Origin of the sequence: Shewanella mangrovisoli, from assembly GCF_019457635.1 — a bacterium.
Classification (GTDB): Bacteria; Pseudomonadota; Gammaproteobacteria; order Enterobacterales; family Shewanellaceae; genus Shewanella; species Shewanella mangrovisoli.
Map to the genome: position 1 here is coordinate 3,409,418 of NZ_CP080412.1, position 16,519 is coordinate 3,425,936.

General features: G+C 48.8%; 11 protein-coding genes and 1 riboswitch. Of the genes, 6 read left to right on the forward strand and 5 right to left on the reverse strand.

What is annotated here, in order from left to right; all coding sequences use genetic code 11:
• Nucleotides 1-78: 78 nt before the first annotated feature.
• Complete coding sequence (locus K0H60_RS14940; protein ID WP_220056215.1) at nt 79-1,410, reverse strand: short-chain fatty acid transporter; 1,332 nt, start codon at nt 1,408-1,410, stop codon at nt 79-81.
• Nucleotides 1,411-1,631: 221 nt separating this feature from the next.
• Between K0H60_RS14940 and bamJ the strand changes: the two genes are divergently transcribed.
• Nucleotides 1,632-2,102, forward strand: a complete 471-nt coding sequence (gene bamJ, locus K0H60_RS14945; protein WP_011717838.1) for a BamJ family beta-barrel-assembly machinery protein — start codon at nt 1,632-1,634, stop codon at nt 2,100-2,102.
• Between the two features lie 70 nt (nt 2,103-2,172).
• Here the strand turns inward: bamJ and K0H60_RS14950 are convergent, their stop codons facing one another.
• Both K0H60_RS14950 and K0H60_RS14955 read right to left on the reverse strand, forming a co-directional pair.
• Nucleotides 2,173-4,779, reverse strand: coding sequence for a glycosyl hydrolase family 18 protein (locus tag K0H60_RS14950; RefSeq protein WP_220056216.1), 2,607 nt, complete (start codon nt 4,777-4,779; stop codon nt 2,173-2,175).
• Nucleotides 4,780-4,887: 108 nt separating this feature from the next.
• Nucleotides 4,888-4,976: riboswitch (cyclic di-GMP riboswitch) on the reverse strand.
• A gap of 492 nt (nt 4,977-5,468) precedes the next feature.
• Nucleotides 5,469-6,260 carry an ROK family protein gene (locus K0H60_RS14955; RefSeq protein ID WP_220056217.1) on the reverse strand — a complete coding sequence of 264 codons (792 nt, stop codon included), beginning with the start codon at nt 6,258-6,260 and terminating at the stop codon, nt 5,469-5,471.
• 361 nt (nt 6,261-6,621) lie between these two features.
• On the opposite strand from K0H60_RS14955, the gene K0H60_RS14960 reads away from it, so the two are divergent.
• The 3 genes from K0H60_RS14960 (at nt 6,622) to K0H60_RS14970 (ending at nt 12,129) form a co-directional block, all read left to right on the forward strand.
• A complete protein-coding gene (locus K0H60_RS14960) occupies nt 6,622-8,436 on the forward strand; it encodes an aminopeptidase P family protein (protein WP_220056218.1) in 1,815 nt (604 codons plus the stop codon).
• Nucleotides 8,437-8,909: 473 nt separating this feature from the next.
• Nucleotides 8,910-10,478, forward strand: coding sequence for a methyl-accepting chemotaxis protein (locus tag K0H60_RS14965; RefSeq protein ID WP_220056219.1), 1,569 nt, complete (start codon nt 8,910-8,912; stop codon nt 10,476-10,478).
• Between the two features lie 349 nt (nt 10,479-10,827).
• Nucleotides 10,828-12,129 carry a DEAD/DEAH box helicase gene (locus tag K0H60_RS14970; RefSeq protein ID WP_011717843.1) on the forward strand — a complete coding sequence of 434 codons (1,302 nt, stop codon included), beginning with the start codon at nt 10,828-10,830 and terminating at the stop codon, nt 12,127-12,129.
• Between the two features lie 78 nt (nt 12,130-12,207).
• Here K0H60_RS14970 and K0H60_RS14975 read toward each other — a convergent pair whose 3' ends face one another.
• A complete protein-coding gene (locus K0H60_RS14975; RefSeq protein ID WP_220056220.1) occupies nt 12,208-13,503 on the reverse strand; it encodes a DUF1254 domain-containing protein in 1,296 nt (431 codons plus the stop codon).
• 311 nt (nt 13,504-13,814) lie between these two features.
• Nucleotides 13,815-14,702, reverse strand: a complete 888-nt coding sequence (locus K0H60_RS14980) for a hypothetical protein (protein ID WP_220056221.1) — start codon at nt 14,700-14,702, stop codon at nt 13,815-13,817.
• Nucleotides 14,703-14,989: 287 nt separating this feature from the next.
• Here K0H60_RS14980 and K0H60_RS14985 point away from each other — a divergent pair, with 287 nt between their 5' ends.
• Both K0H60_RS14985 and K0H60_RS14990 read left to right on the forward strand, forming a co-directional pair.
• Nucleotides 14,990-15,637: a peroxiredoxin-like family protein gene (locus K0H60_RS14985; RefSeq protein WP_220056222.1), complete on the forward strand. Its 648-nt coding sequence runs from the start codon at nt 14,990-14,992 to the stop codon at nt 15,635-15,637.
• Nucleotides 15,638-15,765: 128 nt separating this feature from the next.
• Nucleotides 15,766-16,401 (forward strand): DUF2913 family protein, encoded by a 636-nt coding sequence (locus K0H60_RS14990; RefSeq protein ID WP_220056223.1) that lies wholly within the window; start codon nt 15,766-15,768, stop codon nt 16,399-16,401.
• Nucleotides 16,402-16,519: the final 118 nt, after the last annotated feature.

The following is a 16,519-nucleotide window of genomic DNA, read 5'->3' on the forward strand; positions in this document are numbered from 1 at the left end:
GATAAGAAGAGAATAAAGAAGAGGATAAAAATAAAGGGCAAGTGAGATTGCCCTTTATCAGAACCCTTAAGCTTTCGTTTAAAACCAGCTTAGCGCGATACTGATAATCACCCCTGTTATCAGCAGCTGCATTAAACAGAATCCCATGATATCCCGCGCCTTTAACCCGGCGATGGCCAGCACAGGCAGCGCCCAGAAAGGCTGGATAAGGTTGGTCCACGCATCTCCCCAAGCCACGGCCATAGCAACCCGTGCCACATCGGCGCCCAAGGCTTCGGCCGCAGGCAACATAATCGGCGCCTGCACCGCCCATTGTCCGCCCCCCGAAGGTACGAAAATATTCACAATCCCGGCACTGATAAAGCTCCAAAATGGCAGGCTTTCAGCACTGGCGATGGCCACAAAACCTTCGGAAATACTCTGGGCTAATCCCGATTGCACCATCACCGCCATAATGCCAGCGTAAAAAGGAAACTGGATAACGATACCCGCGCCTCCTTTGATGGCTTCATTGAGACTCAGCAATAAACTGCGTGGCGTTTGATGCAGCACGATGGCGAGGAATAAAAATAAGAAGTTGACTAGGTTAAGGTTTAAGCTGCCGCCCTGCACCGCAAAGTAGTAGCCTAAGTAAACGAGTCCAGCGCCGCCCACGCTCCAACCGAGTAAGCGGCTGTTTTCTAATTTATCCGCAGGGCGAGTCGTCGTATTGGCCGTTAACTGCGCCGCGTTATCGTCTGCGGCCCCATCCTCAAGAGCCTTAGGATCGACATAGATACCGTCTTTCTCTTCGGGCAGCATAAAGCGGTTTACCAGAGGCATCACCACAAACAAAATCAGCACTAACAGCAGGTTAAAGCTCGCGAAGATGGTCTCGCTGGTGGGGATAATGCCGATTTGTGATTCAGAAAAATGCCCCACCGTAGCGATGGTGAGCGGAATTGAGCCCGCTAAGCCGCCGTGCCAAACCACAAATCCCGAGTAAGCACTGGCAACCAATAAACGGTAATCCACACGCACTTTACGCGCTAAGGCCTTAGCGAATAAGGCGCCGACCACTAAACCGAATCCCCAGTTAATCCAACTGGCGGCGAGGGAAACCAAGGTCACTAAGATAATCGCCTGTGGCGCCGACTTAGCGGATCCAGCGATGCCATCGAGTAATTTCTTAATCGGTGGCGAGCTGGCGAGCATAAATCCGGCCACCAGTACTAATAGCATCTGCATCGAAAAACTCAGCAGTGCCCAAAAGCCATCGCCCCAGTAATTGATGACTTCGAGTGGGGTTTTCTGCTCGGCTACCACGGCCGAAATCAGCACCACTAAGGTTAAGAGCAAGACAAAGATATAAGGGTCGGGTAAATAACGGTCGACGAGTTTGACCAGAGGTTTTGCCGCTTTGGTTAACATAAGACTGTCCTTGTTTATTCTTCTTATCTGTTTTTATTGAGTTTTTGTAGAGTCTAATGTCACAGGTTAAGCGATCTCTAAAACGGGATAAAGCCTTTAGCCATTTTAAAAAAGTGAGAAAATGTAACGCGAATCGTCCAACACCCCGCCGAACCGAGGCGCTAGCCACTTCGGCTAAAAAACTGATAATATGGCCAAAATTGACTGAGGTGCTCCTTAAAATGAAAATGTTACTTGCCGTTGTTGTGATTGCTGGGGTGATTTTTTACTTCTTTACCTCGATGAATAACCAAAAAGCGGCCCAAGAAAATATCCGTTTAGGTAATGAGTTTTTAGCGCAAAACAAAAACCAAGAAGGGGTGAAAACCACCGCCTCGGGATTGCAATATCAAGTGTTACAGCAAGGCACTGGCACGGTTCATCCTAAGGCGAGTGATACAGTGACTGTGCATTACCACGGCACCTTAATTGATGGCACTGTGTTCGATAGCTCGGTCGAGCGCGGTGAACCCATTGCCTTCCCACTCAATCGTGTCATTAAAGGCTGGACTGAAGGCGTGCAACTGATGGTCGAAGGCGATAAGTACCGCTTCTTTATCCCAAGCGAACTGGCCTATGGCAATCGCAGCACTGGCAAAATTGGCGGCGGTTCGGTACTGATTTTTGATGTTGAGCTGCTGAAGATTAATTAATCTGACGCTGTAATCCTTAATAAAAAGCCCTGCATTGCAGGGCTTTTTTAATGTCTTTAATCCCTATCGACTAAGGGCAAGGCGCCGCGCCGATATCCGTCCATACCGCAGCAACCCCAGGGACATCTCCTTTAGTCCAGTATTTGGCTTGCCACTGACGACCGTTATAGCTAGTAGTTGCTCCGCCGTTGTAGGCAACGCCCGCATCCCAACCTAACTCAACCTGACTCAACAATTGCCATTGGTCGGCGGTTCTTGAAGGTGTATTACCTTGAGTCCAGTATTTCGCCTTCCAAACCAGTTGGTTATAACTCACGGTATCACCCGTGTTGTAAATGCTTGTCGCATTCCAGGCGGGATAGTTGGCCGCATTGGGGTCAGTAGCATCACATTGACCACCCGTCGCCTTAGGCGTCACGCTTAAGGTTAAGGCAGCACTGGCATCTAAGGCGCCATCGGAGACCAATACACTCAAACTGTATTGGGTCGATTGGGTAACCGTTGGCGCCGTCACCACCAGTGTGGCACTGTTTTGTCCACTCGCCGCCACGCCGCTGGGCACTGTCCATGCGTAGGTGAGGCTGTCGCCATCGGCGTCAGTCGCCGTCGCATTGATGCTCACCGATTGCCCCGCCTCAACCGTCACACTCGCTGGCACAGTCACCACAGGCGCTTGGTTTGCCGTCTCGGCCTTATGGGTTAAAGTCACAGTATCGGTTGAAGATAATCCTTCGGGATCTGTGACTTGCAGGCTAAACACATACACTACATCCGAGGCCGCCTCACTCAGTTGCACCACAGCATTGGCCATGTCCGCATTACTGATACTTAAGCTTGGGCCCGAGACTTGGCTCCATTGATAACTCAAGGCGCCGTTTTCAGGATCCCGCGACGCACTGCCGTTTAGTGTGACATCCGCAGTTCCCGTTACCGTGATATCCGCTCCCGCATTGGCAATCGGCGCTTTATTCGCAGGTGGCGTTGTACCCTCGCCATGGCCTAGACCTTCGTGCATAGCATTGAGTATGTCGCCATTATCGGCATCAATTTCCCAGGCGAACAGACCACCGAGCTGATTGGTCAGCACGTATTGGCCCTTGGCTTTAACAGAGCGCGCATCGTCGAAGGTAATTAAATCGCCCGTCGATGCATTAAAGACCGATGGCGCTTCGGCGGTTTCATCATAGGCATAGCTCCAACCTGCGCCCATATAATCCTTAGCGATCTGGCGATAATCCACCACGCCCGCTTCCCAGGTGCCCTTCACTTTGCCCGTTGCTGTGCCCGTGAAAGGATTGTTACCGCTATAACCATTCACCCCAGTCCAGCCGCGGCCGTACATAGCGGCGCCGACCACGATCTTACCCGGCGTCACCCCTTGAGAGAGCAGGGCTTTTACGCCTTTGTCCGTGGTGTAACGGGTATTAGGATCCCAGCTCGCCTCATAGAGATTGGTTTGATGTCCAAGCTCTGTATTGGTCCAGCCACCATTAAAGTCGTAACTCATCAGGAAGATGTAATCCATATATTGCTGCGCCGCCTGATAATCGACCTTAGCAATCTTATCGCCGCCCGCACTGATGGCCGAGGTCAGCTCATAGCTGCGTCCGGTTTCGGCGCTGAGCTCATCGAGCATCGCCCGCAATTCACGCATCAGGGTGACATAGGTTTCCCCATCATTGGCATTTCCTAAGCTTGGGTTAGCGCCACTGCCGCCGGGAAATTCCCAATCGATATCGACACCATCGAAGAACTTCCAGGTTTGTAAAAACTCCTTCACTGAGGCGACAAAGGTGTCGCGCTTGGTTTTATCTCCTAAAAAGTAGAAGGGATCCGAGAGCGTCCACCCACCAACGGACGGGAGGATCTTCAAATCGGGATAGGCTTGTTTTAACGCCATCAGTTGGCCGAAGTTGCCTTTGTAGGGATCGGAATACTCACTCACCCCCGCCTGCGGCATTTGCACCGCCGCCCAAGGGTCATGAATCGCCACTTTAAAATCGGCACGGCCAGCACAAGCGCGCTGCAATGCCTCAAAGCTACCTTCGATTTCCTTTAGGCTGTCGTTGATGCCATTGCCACCACAAATCGGGGTAAAGCCATATAAAATATGGGTTAAGTTTTGTGCAGGGATCTTATCGACGGGGAACTTACGCCCATAAACACCCCACTCCACAAAGTAACTTCCCACCACTTTGCCGGATTTATTCGCATAGGGACGATTATTTTCCTTCAAAGGCGCATTGAGTGGCAGTAAATGACTGCCATCGGTATCGGCGACTAAGATTTCCCTCGCATCACTGGCGCTGCAACCTTCGTTATTACAAAGCTGCACGCGCATTTGATAGCGCCCGCCCTTATTGACCTTGAAATTGGCCGTCCCCGCCGCACTCGATGGACCTTCCCATGCCACATTTCCATCGAGTAACACCTGCGCCTTATTGCCGACGTCGCCGTTATACAAGTTCCACGTCACGGACACATCGGCGGCATCTTTAACCGTCACTAATTGGTTATAGGCTGAGGCGGCTTGATTCACCTCGATAATGGCAAACTTGGTTTCCCCCCAACCTAATGTCGGTTTACCGGGGAGCGCAGCAAAGGCTTGAAAACTGGCAGCAGAGGCCAGCACCGAGGCCACCAGCATCGCCGAGGTGGAGATTTGAGTCTTAAACATGAGATTTCCCTATTGAGTAAGTTATGCATCAATAAGGCAAACAAAGCGTAGACAGGAAACAACACTCTTAAAACCATGTGCGTACAACGGCAGCATGAAGAAACAACCTGTGGTATCCCCGCTATCATAGGTACAAACGAACCCTTAGACCGGAGGCTTTGCGTCCCAATCTTTCGATTGGTTTGCCTTTCACACTAATGACAACGTTGTCATTACGTTAATTAGCATATGCCGCGATAGCGTTAAATTGCAACCAAATATTAACAAACAGGCCGTTGTACCGATTATCAACGCCGAATTAGCTTTAAAGAAAGGTAGAACTATTGAGTTCAAAAAATGAGCAATCAATTGTATTTAAAAGGATTGCTTAAACCATAGAGTCGTATCATCGACTCGCGTAGCCAATAGGAGAGACAATAAAAATAAATCGAAAGTCTTAAGAAAGAAGTTATGCAAGACGCCGTTCGATAACTCGTGCAAACAAAAATGCGGTCATCGAACAAGGTGATATGCAGAGTGCACTGCAAACACACAAATCCGATGGCCGCATGCTGTTGTTCTCGACCCAATCAGAATCAATATCTGAGTCAATGTCCGAATCAATATCAGCGTAAGTAAGCCAAGATTAATAGCCGGAACGAGCTTATCACGCCTCAATCTTGGTCTAATCGCACCTCAATCGAAAGCCGTTAGGCGGCGTCCTTCGAGTAATCCCTTGCCAAGATCACCGATAAGCCACGGCAGACTAAGGTTTCCATATCATCGACACGATTAATCTTCATTTCGGCTAACGGTGCACTCAGGGCCATGCGTCTTAAACTATCGAGACAACCCTTATAGTACGGCGCGCTGTTCATCATGCCGCCCGCTAACCAGATCCGATTAGGATTAAACAGATTGACCGCCCACGCGAGCCCCATCCCCAGATAAGTACCGGCGAGATATAAATCATCGGCGGTAGCAATCTTACGGCTGCGGATAGAATCGCCGCTGGCGAGCTGCTCAAGACTAAACTCCCCCGCCTCCGTCATCACCCGGCAATGTCCAAGCTCCCCCGCGACTCCCGTTGCCCCCGTAAAAGCCTTGCCACTCAACGCGATCGACATGCCAATCCCAGTGCCGCACATGACTAACAACTCACAGGCATATTTTTCATCACAGGTTGCCTGCATACCAGCGTCGATATCATTGCAGATAAACTTAAGTTCGCCTTGGGTTTTCAAGGTTTCAAAGCTTAGCCCATTGAGACCGGGCAAAGATTTACAGGACACCAAACGATTCTGTTGTACGAGTCCAGGTACAGCGACCGCTAAATGGTAATTCTGTAAATCATAATCCCGTTCCAGCGCCGCGATTTGATCATTTAAATCTTCAATTTTAAAGCCTTCACCCGTGGGGATTTTATATTGTTCTGTATGCCCCTTGAGTTGAAGTTCGAACAGGGCTTTGCTACCGCCCACGTCTATTGTTAATGTTTGCATCGCCAACTCCACTGATACATGTGCTCCCCTCTGACCCCGAGCGGAGATGGCGAATGTTAGCATAATGGGCCAATATTAGCGATTGAATAAAACTTAAGTAGCTAATTTGTAAGAATTAGTCGGAAGGACTGAGTGATAAAGATAACATTTCAATTTGAGAATTCGCCTAAGATCACAGCCCTTGTTACCGCAAAGTGATGCCTAAAAAACAAGATTGTATACAAAATCCTTTATTCCATCCCCTTGCATCTTAGCCATTGAGCTTGCGATAATCGCCGCCAATTCGCATCCTTTTCGCCAGCATTACGCATTATAATTTGGTCGCCTACGTCAGCCGCCAATGCCAATATTTGGAGCCCCTATGTCGTTAGAATCGTCATCATCCCAACAACCTAATAAGATTGCTAACCGTCTTGCCGCCATTCGTAGTGAACTCGCCAATGCCAATTTAGATGCCTTTATCATCCCGCGCGCGGATGAATACTTGGGCGAATATGTGCCTGAGCATAACGAGCGTCTGTACTGGGCAACGGATTTTACTGGCTCAGCGGGCATGGCCATTGTCTTAAAAGACAAAGCCGCCATCTTTACCGATGGTCGTTATACGGTGCAAGTGCGTCTGCAGGTGGATGCAAATCTCTTTAGTTATGAAAGCCTGACCGACACACCACAAATCGAATGGCTATGCGATACGCTTGCCGCTGGTTCACGTGTGGGCTTCGATGCCCGTTTACACACCTTAGCGTGGTTTGAAAACGCCAAAGCGACCTTAGCGAAGGCTCAAATTGAACTGGTTGCCGTCGAACAGAATCCGATTGATAAACACTGGCAAAACCGACCTGCACCATCGAGCGCAGCTATCACGTTATTTAGTAATGAGAGTGCGGGTAAGACCAGCCTGCAAAAACGGACCGAGATTGGCGCATTAGTCAAAAAAGTGGGCGCCGATGTCGCGCTGATCGCCGCTTTGGACTCCTTCTGCTGGCTGCTCAATATCCGTGGTAATGACGTGCCGCGTCTGCCGGTCGTGCTTGGCTGCGCGCTACTTCACGCCAATGGCGATATGCAGCTATTTACCGATTTGAGCAAACTCCCTGAAGGCATTGCGGAACACGTTGGGGCGGGTGTGAGCTTTAAGAGCGAAGCTGCACTTGCCGATACCTTGGCAAGCTTACAGGGCGTGAAACTGCTCGCCGATCCGAATTCTGCCAACGCTTGGGCACAAAATATCGCCCGCGATGCAGGCGTCAAATTAATCGCCGGTATCGACCCCGTCTCCCTGCCTAAGGCACAGAAGAATGCCGCCGAATTAGCAGGCATGCGCGCCAGCCATATCCGTGATGGTGTGGCCGTGAGTCGTTTCCTCGCTTGGCTCGATGCCGAAGTTGCCGCCAATCGTCTGCACGATGAAGCAACCCTTGCCGACAAGTTAGAGAGCTTCCGCCTCGAAGATCCACAATATCGCGAGCCAAGTTTCGATACCATTTCCGCCGCTGGCGCCAATGCGGCCATGTGCCACTACAACCATAACAATGGCACGCCTGCCATGATGACGATGGACAGCATCTATCTTGTGGATTCTGGCGCTCAGTATCTGGACGGCACCACGGATGTCACTCGCACCATCGCCATTGGTAAAGTGACCGATGAACAGAAGAAAATGGTCACCTTGGTATTAAAAGGCCATATCGCCTTAGATCAGGCTCGCTATCCGAAAGGCACTACGGGGCAACAACTCGATGCCTTCGCCCGCCAATATCTGTGGCAACATGGGTTTGATTACGACCACGGCACAGGCCACGGCGTCGGTCATTTCCTCAGCGTGCACGAAGGTCCGCAGCGCATTGGTAAAAACCTCAATGCCATCGCCCTAATGCCAGGCATGGTGTTATCCAACGAGCCAGGTTATTACCGCGCCGACAGTTTTGGGATCCGCTTAGAAAACCTAGTGGTAGTGCAACACTGCAAAGCCTTAAAGGGCGCCGAGCGTGAAATGTATGAATTTGATGCCTTAACGCTGATCCCAATGGATGCTCGCCTTATCGATAAGAGCCTGTTAACCCAAGGCGAAATCGACTGGTTTAATGCTTACCATCAGAAAGTGTTTAACACCTTATCGCCATTAATGTCAGGCAGTGAGCTTGAGTGGCTAACAAAGGTCACAAAAGCCATCTAACGTTAAGTGGCACAAAACTAAGGCCCAAGCCAACGCTTGGGCTTTTTATTTAGAGTCGCTTCAAGACCCGTTCCACCTATGATGTTACTGTTCTGACAAGCTAAATCACGACATTAGTCCAATAGTCAGGCTGATGTTTTTCACCTAAGCTCCTACCACTATTTAGGCAAATGAACTTATAACCGCTTTAGCCAGGCATAAGCTAAAAACAGACCTTATACAAAACTCTAAAATTTGCTTTTAAACAGGATAAACACTCGTTTGAAAGCGAATTAAAAATGCAATATTTGCAGAAACTTACAAAATTTAAAAATCATTACTTTTGTTGCGGGTAAAGCTAAAAACCGCTCTCCAATACCCACACAAAAATGATACCATTATCACATAATAAGCCGACTCCAATGAGAGCTGGCACCCGTTTTACCAGTTACATTTACCCCAAAAGTCGTATCGGCCCTGAATGGACACACTAAATGAGCCAGAGTAACCCTAGCCGCAGTAAAACCAGCCAACTCCACAGTAACGCACAGGAAGTCCGCCTCACACCCCAAGACGAATTGATTTCAACCACAGATACCCGTGGGATTATTACCTACGTTAATCAACGCTTTGCCGAAGTCTCGGGTTATAAGCCCGAGGAATTGATCGGCCAGCCTCATAACAAGGTGCGTCACCCAGATATGCCCAGCGCCGCCTTTAAAGAAATGTGGGAAAAGCTGAAATCCGGCCAATCCTGGCGAGGCATAGTCAAAAACCGCTGTAAGAATGGCGGTTTCTATTGGGTCGATGCCTTTGTTTCTCCCCTGTTTGAGAATGGGACTATCATAGGTTATCAATCGGTGCGTATTCAGCCGCAGGCGGCCTATGTCAGCAAAGCCACGGATATCTATCGCAGACTAATACAAAATAAACCCATCCCTAAACCACTCAGCTTAATGCAAAAACGTTTTGTCTCCGCCGTTGTTGCTACCACAGGTTTACTGATTGCGGGTTACTTTTGGGGTTGGGGAGTGATTTTCGCAGGGGCGATTCTAATGAGCCTCAATCTGGCAATCTTCTACGACGAAGCCTTTCGCATTCCAGCCAAACTGGTTGAAATGCAGGAGAAATATGATTCCATCAGCCGCTATATCTACTCAGGCGCCGATACTTCATCGATTCTCGATTTCCAATTGGTCCTATTGCAAGCCAAGATGAACGGCGTGCTTGGCCGCACCCAAGATCAGGCCCACCATTTACATGCGATTGCCGATCAGCTGGTAGTGACGACAGAACAAACCTATGTCAGCCTAGATCAAGAGAAAAACCAGCTAGAACAACTCGCCAGCGCGATGGAAGAAATGAGCTCAACCATTGCCGAGGTTGCGCAAAATACTCAATTGACCTCGACCAGTATCAACACTGCCTACGATCTCTGCCTCAAAAGCAGCGCCAATATGAAGGCCAACACCCAAAAGGTTGAGCAATTAGCCAAATCCGTGGCCGATGCCGCCAACAATGCCCATCAACTCAATAAGGAAGCCGAACGGGTGGCCAGCGCCATGGGCGAGATTGACTCGATTGCCGAGCAGACTAACCTACTCGCCCTCAACGCCGCGATTGAGGCGGCTCGCGCAGGCGAGCAAGGCCGTGGATTTGCGGTTGTCGCCGACGAGGTACGCGCGCTGTCGAGCCGTACCCAATTGTCGACTAACAGTATTTCCCAGAGCGTCGACAAGATGTTCAGCATGCTAAATGCTTGGGCGAAGGAGATGGAGCAGAGCCGTCAGCATGCCGAGCTATGTGCTAACGATATTCAAACCTCCGCCGAGAACGTGAACACCATTTACCAAGAGGTGAGCGAGATCCACACCTTTGCTCAGCAAAACGCGGTGGCCGCCGATCAGCAGCGCCAAGTGGTGCATGAAATCACTAACAACATTCACTCCATCACTCAAACCAGCAGCGAAAACCTCGCCGCCACCCATCAAATTGGTGATGCCGCTAACCATTTAAAACACAATGCCGAAAAGGCCCTAGGTCTACGCCGCGCCTTTGGCTAGTACTCCCGTCGCGCCATTATCAACTAAGATGATGGCGCGATACTCTCCCTCTAGGTTTTCCCCTCTACAGTTTCAACCACATCTAAAACCGCTTACAGATTGTTATAAAATCCCAAAGGGTTAAAAAGTACAGGTTTTAACCGAAAATTTTGCTATACTCCGCGCCCGCCATTTTTCTGCTACACAAAGTGCAAAAATACTGTGTGGCGGAAATGCGTAAGCAAGTGCATAGGTTTGAAGCACTCTTGTAGTGAAGCGCTGTTGTAATGAATAAAGTGCGGCAGAGTGCGCTTTCAACAATAGAATGATGCGCTTGAATGATTGAATAAGTGACTGACAGGAATCCAAAATGAGATTTGAATCTTTTAGTTTTTGCCCCGAGATTTTACGCGCTATCTCAGATTGCGGTTATCAAAAAATGACACCTATTCAGCAGCAAGCGATCCCCGCTATCCGCCGCGGGCAAGATGTGCTGGCTAGTGCGCAAACAGGCACGGGCAAAACGGCGGCCTTCGCCCTGCCGATACTGCAAAAGATGGTGGAAAACCCCAGCGAGACCCTAAAATCGAACGCGCGGGTATTAATCCTCACGCCGACTCGTGAGCTCGCGGCTCAAGTCGCCGACAACGTTGAAGCCTACAGCAAGTATTTAAATTTCAGCGTATTAACCATTTACGGTGGTGTAAAGGTTGAGACTCAGGCGCAAAAACTTAAACGCGGTGCCGATATTATTGTCGCGACGCCTGGGCGCTTACTCGAACACCTGACCGCCTGTAATTTAAGCCTCTCTAGCATCGACTTTTTAGTGCTCGATGAAGCCGACCGTATGTTAGACATGGGCTTTAATGCGGATATTCAAAAAATCCTTCAAGCGGTGAATAAGAAACGTCAAAACCTATTGTTCTCAGCCACCTTCTCGAGTGCGGTGAAAAAACTGGCCAACGACATGATGGTCAAGCCTCAGGTGATCAGCGCCGATAAGCAAAACACCACCGCAGATACCGTGAGCCAAGTGGTGTATCCGGTTGAGCAGCGCCGTAAGCGCGAACTCTTGTCCGAACTGATTGGTAAGAAGAACTGGCAACAAGTGTTGGTCTTTACCGCGACGCGCGATGCGGCCGACACCTTAGTGAAAGAATTGAATTTAGATGGCATTCCCTCTGAAGTCGTCCACGGTGAAAAGGCACAAGGTAGCCGTCGCCGCGCGCTGCGTGAGTTTGTCTCAGGCAAAGTGCGCGTATTAGTCGCCACCGAAGTCGCCGCCCGCGGCTTAGACATTCCAAGCCTTGAGTACGTGGTCAACTTCGACTTACCTTTCCTTGCCGAAGACTATGTGCACCGTATTGGCCGCACCGGCCGCGCGGGTAAATCAGGGGTTGCGATTTCATTTGTGAGCCGTGAAGAAGAGCGCACACTCGCTGATATTGAAAAGCTAATCGGCCAAAAAATTCGTCGTATTACCGTGCCAGGATACGAAGTCGGTAGCCGCGACTTGCTGTTAAAGCAGCTACAAACTCGTCGTAGTTTTGCCAAGAAACAACAGCGACTCGACAACGTTAGCGAGCAGATCATCGCCGAGAAAAGCATGCAGGGTCGCCGCGTGAAGATGAAGGTTGGCCAAGCCCCAAGTAAGGCGAAAAAACTTAAGTAAATAGAGTGAACTATCACCTATCCAATAAAAAAGCGTCCTAGTGGACGCTTTTTTATTGAGCCAATTATGGGCTTTATATTACTTAACCACTTGAATTTTAGGGAAAGGATACTTGCCCTCTTGGATTTCCTTATTAGGGCCGTACATACGCATAATAATGTAGGCATCCTTTTCAGGAATCGGCAGCCAATTGCTGTTACTCTCATCCCCTTTAGCGCTCAATTCGATGGTATACATGCCATCGGCGCCGGGTTTAAGAGTACGGTCACCGCGGCTGTGGCGGTTAATCTCATTGTGCGCCATTAAACGATTATCCGAACCATACACAGTAAACGACCAGAATTGACTCACCTCGGGCGCCTTAAAGTGCATCAGGTATTTTTTGCCATTTGAGCCATTGAGATTTTTACCGTCATCGCCCTTTTCCTCCTTCAGATAAACCGACTCATCGGGTGGTAATCCCCACTGACCAAGGTAAGTGCCTTCGGCGAAGAGATCTCGCGCACCATCACTCAACTGCTCACGAGTACCCAGTAACTTACCCGCATTGGTCATTTTTGGCGCTAAATCGATGATATGTTTCATCCCTAACGTTTCACCGACCTTAGCGGCAGCGATTTGGGCGACCGTGAAATCCTCCTTACAGGGCACCAGACCAATATCCTTAAACTGATCTAACCATTGCTTATCGGCCGTGCCCATGTCGCCATCGCAGAGCATATAGTTGACCCGTTGCAGCCAATTAGTCTTCTCGGGATCGGGGTAAGTGCGCTCCTTAGGTTTAGGGCCAGCCACACCAAGATAGGCAGACAAAGTGCGGATATTCCAATCATCCATATAATTTAACGCGACTTTCTCATCTTCCTTGCCAACGGCCATAATGCGGCCCATCAGCTTGATCAGATTCGAATCCACATAAATCACTTCGTCCACACTGGCTGGCACATCGCCCTTCCATGAACGGGCGGCAAACATAAAGTGGCCGCCCTCATTGCCCCTTAAACGAGAGCCAATCATGGAGGTGGTGTAATGGCCCATATCCATAGTATGGAGGATCCAATAACGTCCTTTATCCATATCGGGCACGCTCACGATCACAGGCTCAGCGGCCACGTCCAACCATCCCATTAAGTGCAGGGTATCGTTGTTAATGGTGGGGTGCGCTGTGTAGGTATCGTCGGCAATATGACGAATATTTTGGAAGCGGTTCAGTGGAGTATCGGTTTTAACTGCGGTTTCGTAGAAAAATTTATAGGCTTCATCTATCGAGTAACCATAGATAAATGCATCCTGAGCATTTTTATCCGAAATAGATTGTGCAAAAACGACTTGGCTCGCCATGATTGCAGCGAGGGAAAACAGTACTTTCTTCATCAACAACTCCTTGTATAGACTTGAAATTATATAAAAATCCAAGCTCATCTATCAACAGCCAATAGCTTATCTATCCAGATGCCAACAAATGCGAGTCACGCTACTCGAGATTTATCCTAGACCCGTTTAAGTTCAATCACAAGCCTATATAAGTTGTTCAATCCACTATCAAATTCAACATGAGTTTCCCATTAACCCGTCAGTTCTAACCTCACGTTTTATCCATTGAGTACAAGTACTCAAGCCTACTTCCCCTCAAACTACTCCGATTAACGGTAAACAGCGCCCCTAACGCCGAAGAGACTATAAACTTAGAGATACTTTGCAAACAATTGGTTAAGTCGAGCCTCATCAATGGGATTTTCGCCGCGCCAGCCCGCAAGCGGTAAGGTGATGTCAGAGCGAATACTGCCGGGATATTTGATATTGCAGATATCCTCAAATGGCGTAAAAGTCTCATAGAGCGGCGCAACATAGGAATTTGGCATGATGCCAAGCTCAGCTAACACCGTCAGTTGGCCACGGAAACTGTACTTATTAAATTTAGGGATAATCTTGGCTTTCTTCACCCTTTGCTCGAGTTTTCCGGGTGTTTCATCCACAGGAGCCTGACGAATTGCCTCAATTAAAGCACTGAAGACGGCCACGTCCTCGGCACTAGGTTTACAAGGCGATAGCGTACAAAATTCTTGTAATTCTATGAGTTTGTGCGCCCAGCGCTCGTTCCACACACTGCCAGCGTAACAGGAAAAGATTTCTTGCCCCAGCTCAATCCAGTTAACACTCTTGATGGAACACACAGGACAAATGTCACTATCCGTTGCCATCGTATGTTCTGGCAGCGCCTTAGCAAACAGATAGCTGAGTATGGGCTGTCGACCGCGGGGGAAACTCGAAAAACCACATAAATAGGCCGCCAGTAAATTTTCGAGGGAAAGATTAGGCTGCTTTAGTATCGCTTTATAGCCGAGCACCACATCATCATGGCTCAGCTTAACCCTGTTATTGACCGGATAGCCACTCTGTTCAATCAATGCGATTTCGGCGTCTGACAAACCTTGATAGGAATAGATAGAGGTTCCCGTATCGACATCGAACACATCGCCATTATCGATTCTTTGCTGATAGCCATGCTCATCTTTGCGATAGGACTTTTTATAATAGACTTTCTTTAATGCGTTAAATAATCCCTTATCCATTTACTGCTTCCTATTGAAAAATTGAGTGAATTGCTCTGTAACCTATAAACATGCAAGCAATAGTATCACTACATGCTTCTCCACCACACCCTTGAGTCACACCACAGCGCCCCACCACGCTAACGATTAATTCATTCTCCTTAATAAAAGATGCCACTAAAACTGCAATAAATTGGCCCGTTAGCCGTTCTTATCTGAGTCACCACAACCTAGACCGACTCAAAGACTCAAGCCTGGCTCAATCGCTTGATTAAAAAGAATAACCCAATAATACGGAGAGATGACTGATGCAGTCCCTACTACAGCGCTTTTTACTGACCACCAGCCTATTACTCGGCAGTTTTACCACGTTAGCCCAACCTATCGCCAAGGATGAATATTCGGTGAGCCCATTACTCAATGGCGAGCAAATCCCCGCAATCACTTTGCAAGACATGAATGGCCAAAGTGTTGATTTAGCGAAATTAACGGTACAAAAGCCAACCATTTTCTTCTTTTACCGTGGCGGCTGGTGTCCGTTTTGCAATAACCAGATGGGCCAGCTTAAAGCCATCGAACCTAAGCTTATCGACATGGGCTTTCAACTGGTGGGTATTTCACCAGATACACCCGCACAATTAAGGGCATCAGCCGCTAAAAACGAACTTAAATATCAGCTGCTTTCCGATGAAAAAATGCAGGCAGCGCAAGCCTTTGGTCTTGCCTTTTATACCAGTAAACAAGTGACTGATACTTACCTGAGTCGCTTAAAACTGGATAACCCACTGTGGACCACACCCGAAGGCGATAAGCGCTTAGTTCTACCAGTTCCAGCAATTTATATCGCTGATACCCAAGGATTAATCCATTTCCAATATGTAAATCCCAACTACAAGGTGAGACCCGCGCCAAAGTTGATTCTGACGGCCGCCAGCCTCGTCGGAACACCAGAATAATCCATCCCCCGTCCAAACAGCCGCTAAGAATCGTTATCGATTTAGCGGCTGCTTTGCTAAACTAGCTTGGCCGCAATCGATACGACACGTTCCATTAGATCAATCCTTTAGCCCGCGGCGGAGCCACAATGAACTCTCAAACCTATAACCAAGCCGTACTCGAACTCGCCCGCGCGGGTCTTGCCGATTTAACCGCCTCAGCCCAAGCTAAAAAAGCCCAACGAACCGCCGCGCAGGAGAGTCATTTTCTGTGTAACTGGATGGTTGAGGCGCTCAAAGAGAAGCGTTTCTCGAAACTGGTGGCCGACGATCTCACGGCATGGATCCGTATGGCGCGCAGCCAAGGTGCTGGCGCCGAACTTAAGCGGTTATTGGAAAGAATTGTTCATCAATATCAGAGCGTTGAAGACTCGCACGTGGAGTTAGGTACGGCGTTAAACGCTATGATTGCCGAGTTAACCCAGCTCGAATGGCTAGTGTTTACTGACACCGAAATTAACACCAAGCTTAAGCTAGACGCCGATGGCCAATCGAGCTTAGTTATTGATGTAAAAGAGTTTACTCAACATATTCAAGACAATCAGCTTATCAAACCCATCAACTTATATGTTCGCGCCGATGAGCAGCTGTTGACTCAAATCGCCCTCTCCCACGGCTTGCTGATAAGCCAAGGTAATAAGAAAACTAGCCTGATTAAACACCATAAGACCTTTCAAATTTACCCGCACAATCAGCTGCCCGCCTTGTGCCTACTCTTGGCTTAAGCCCAAAAAGCTGCTTGAATAGGGAAACTGCGCTATAGATAACAAATTTTTCACAATAACTAGGTAAGATATAGCGCAGTCACCGCGAAGCTCGTTTAACCAAGGAGTGAAGGATAAG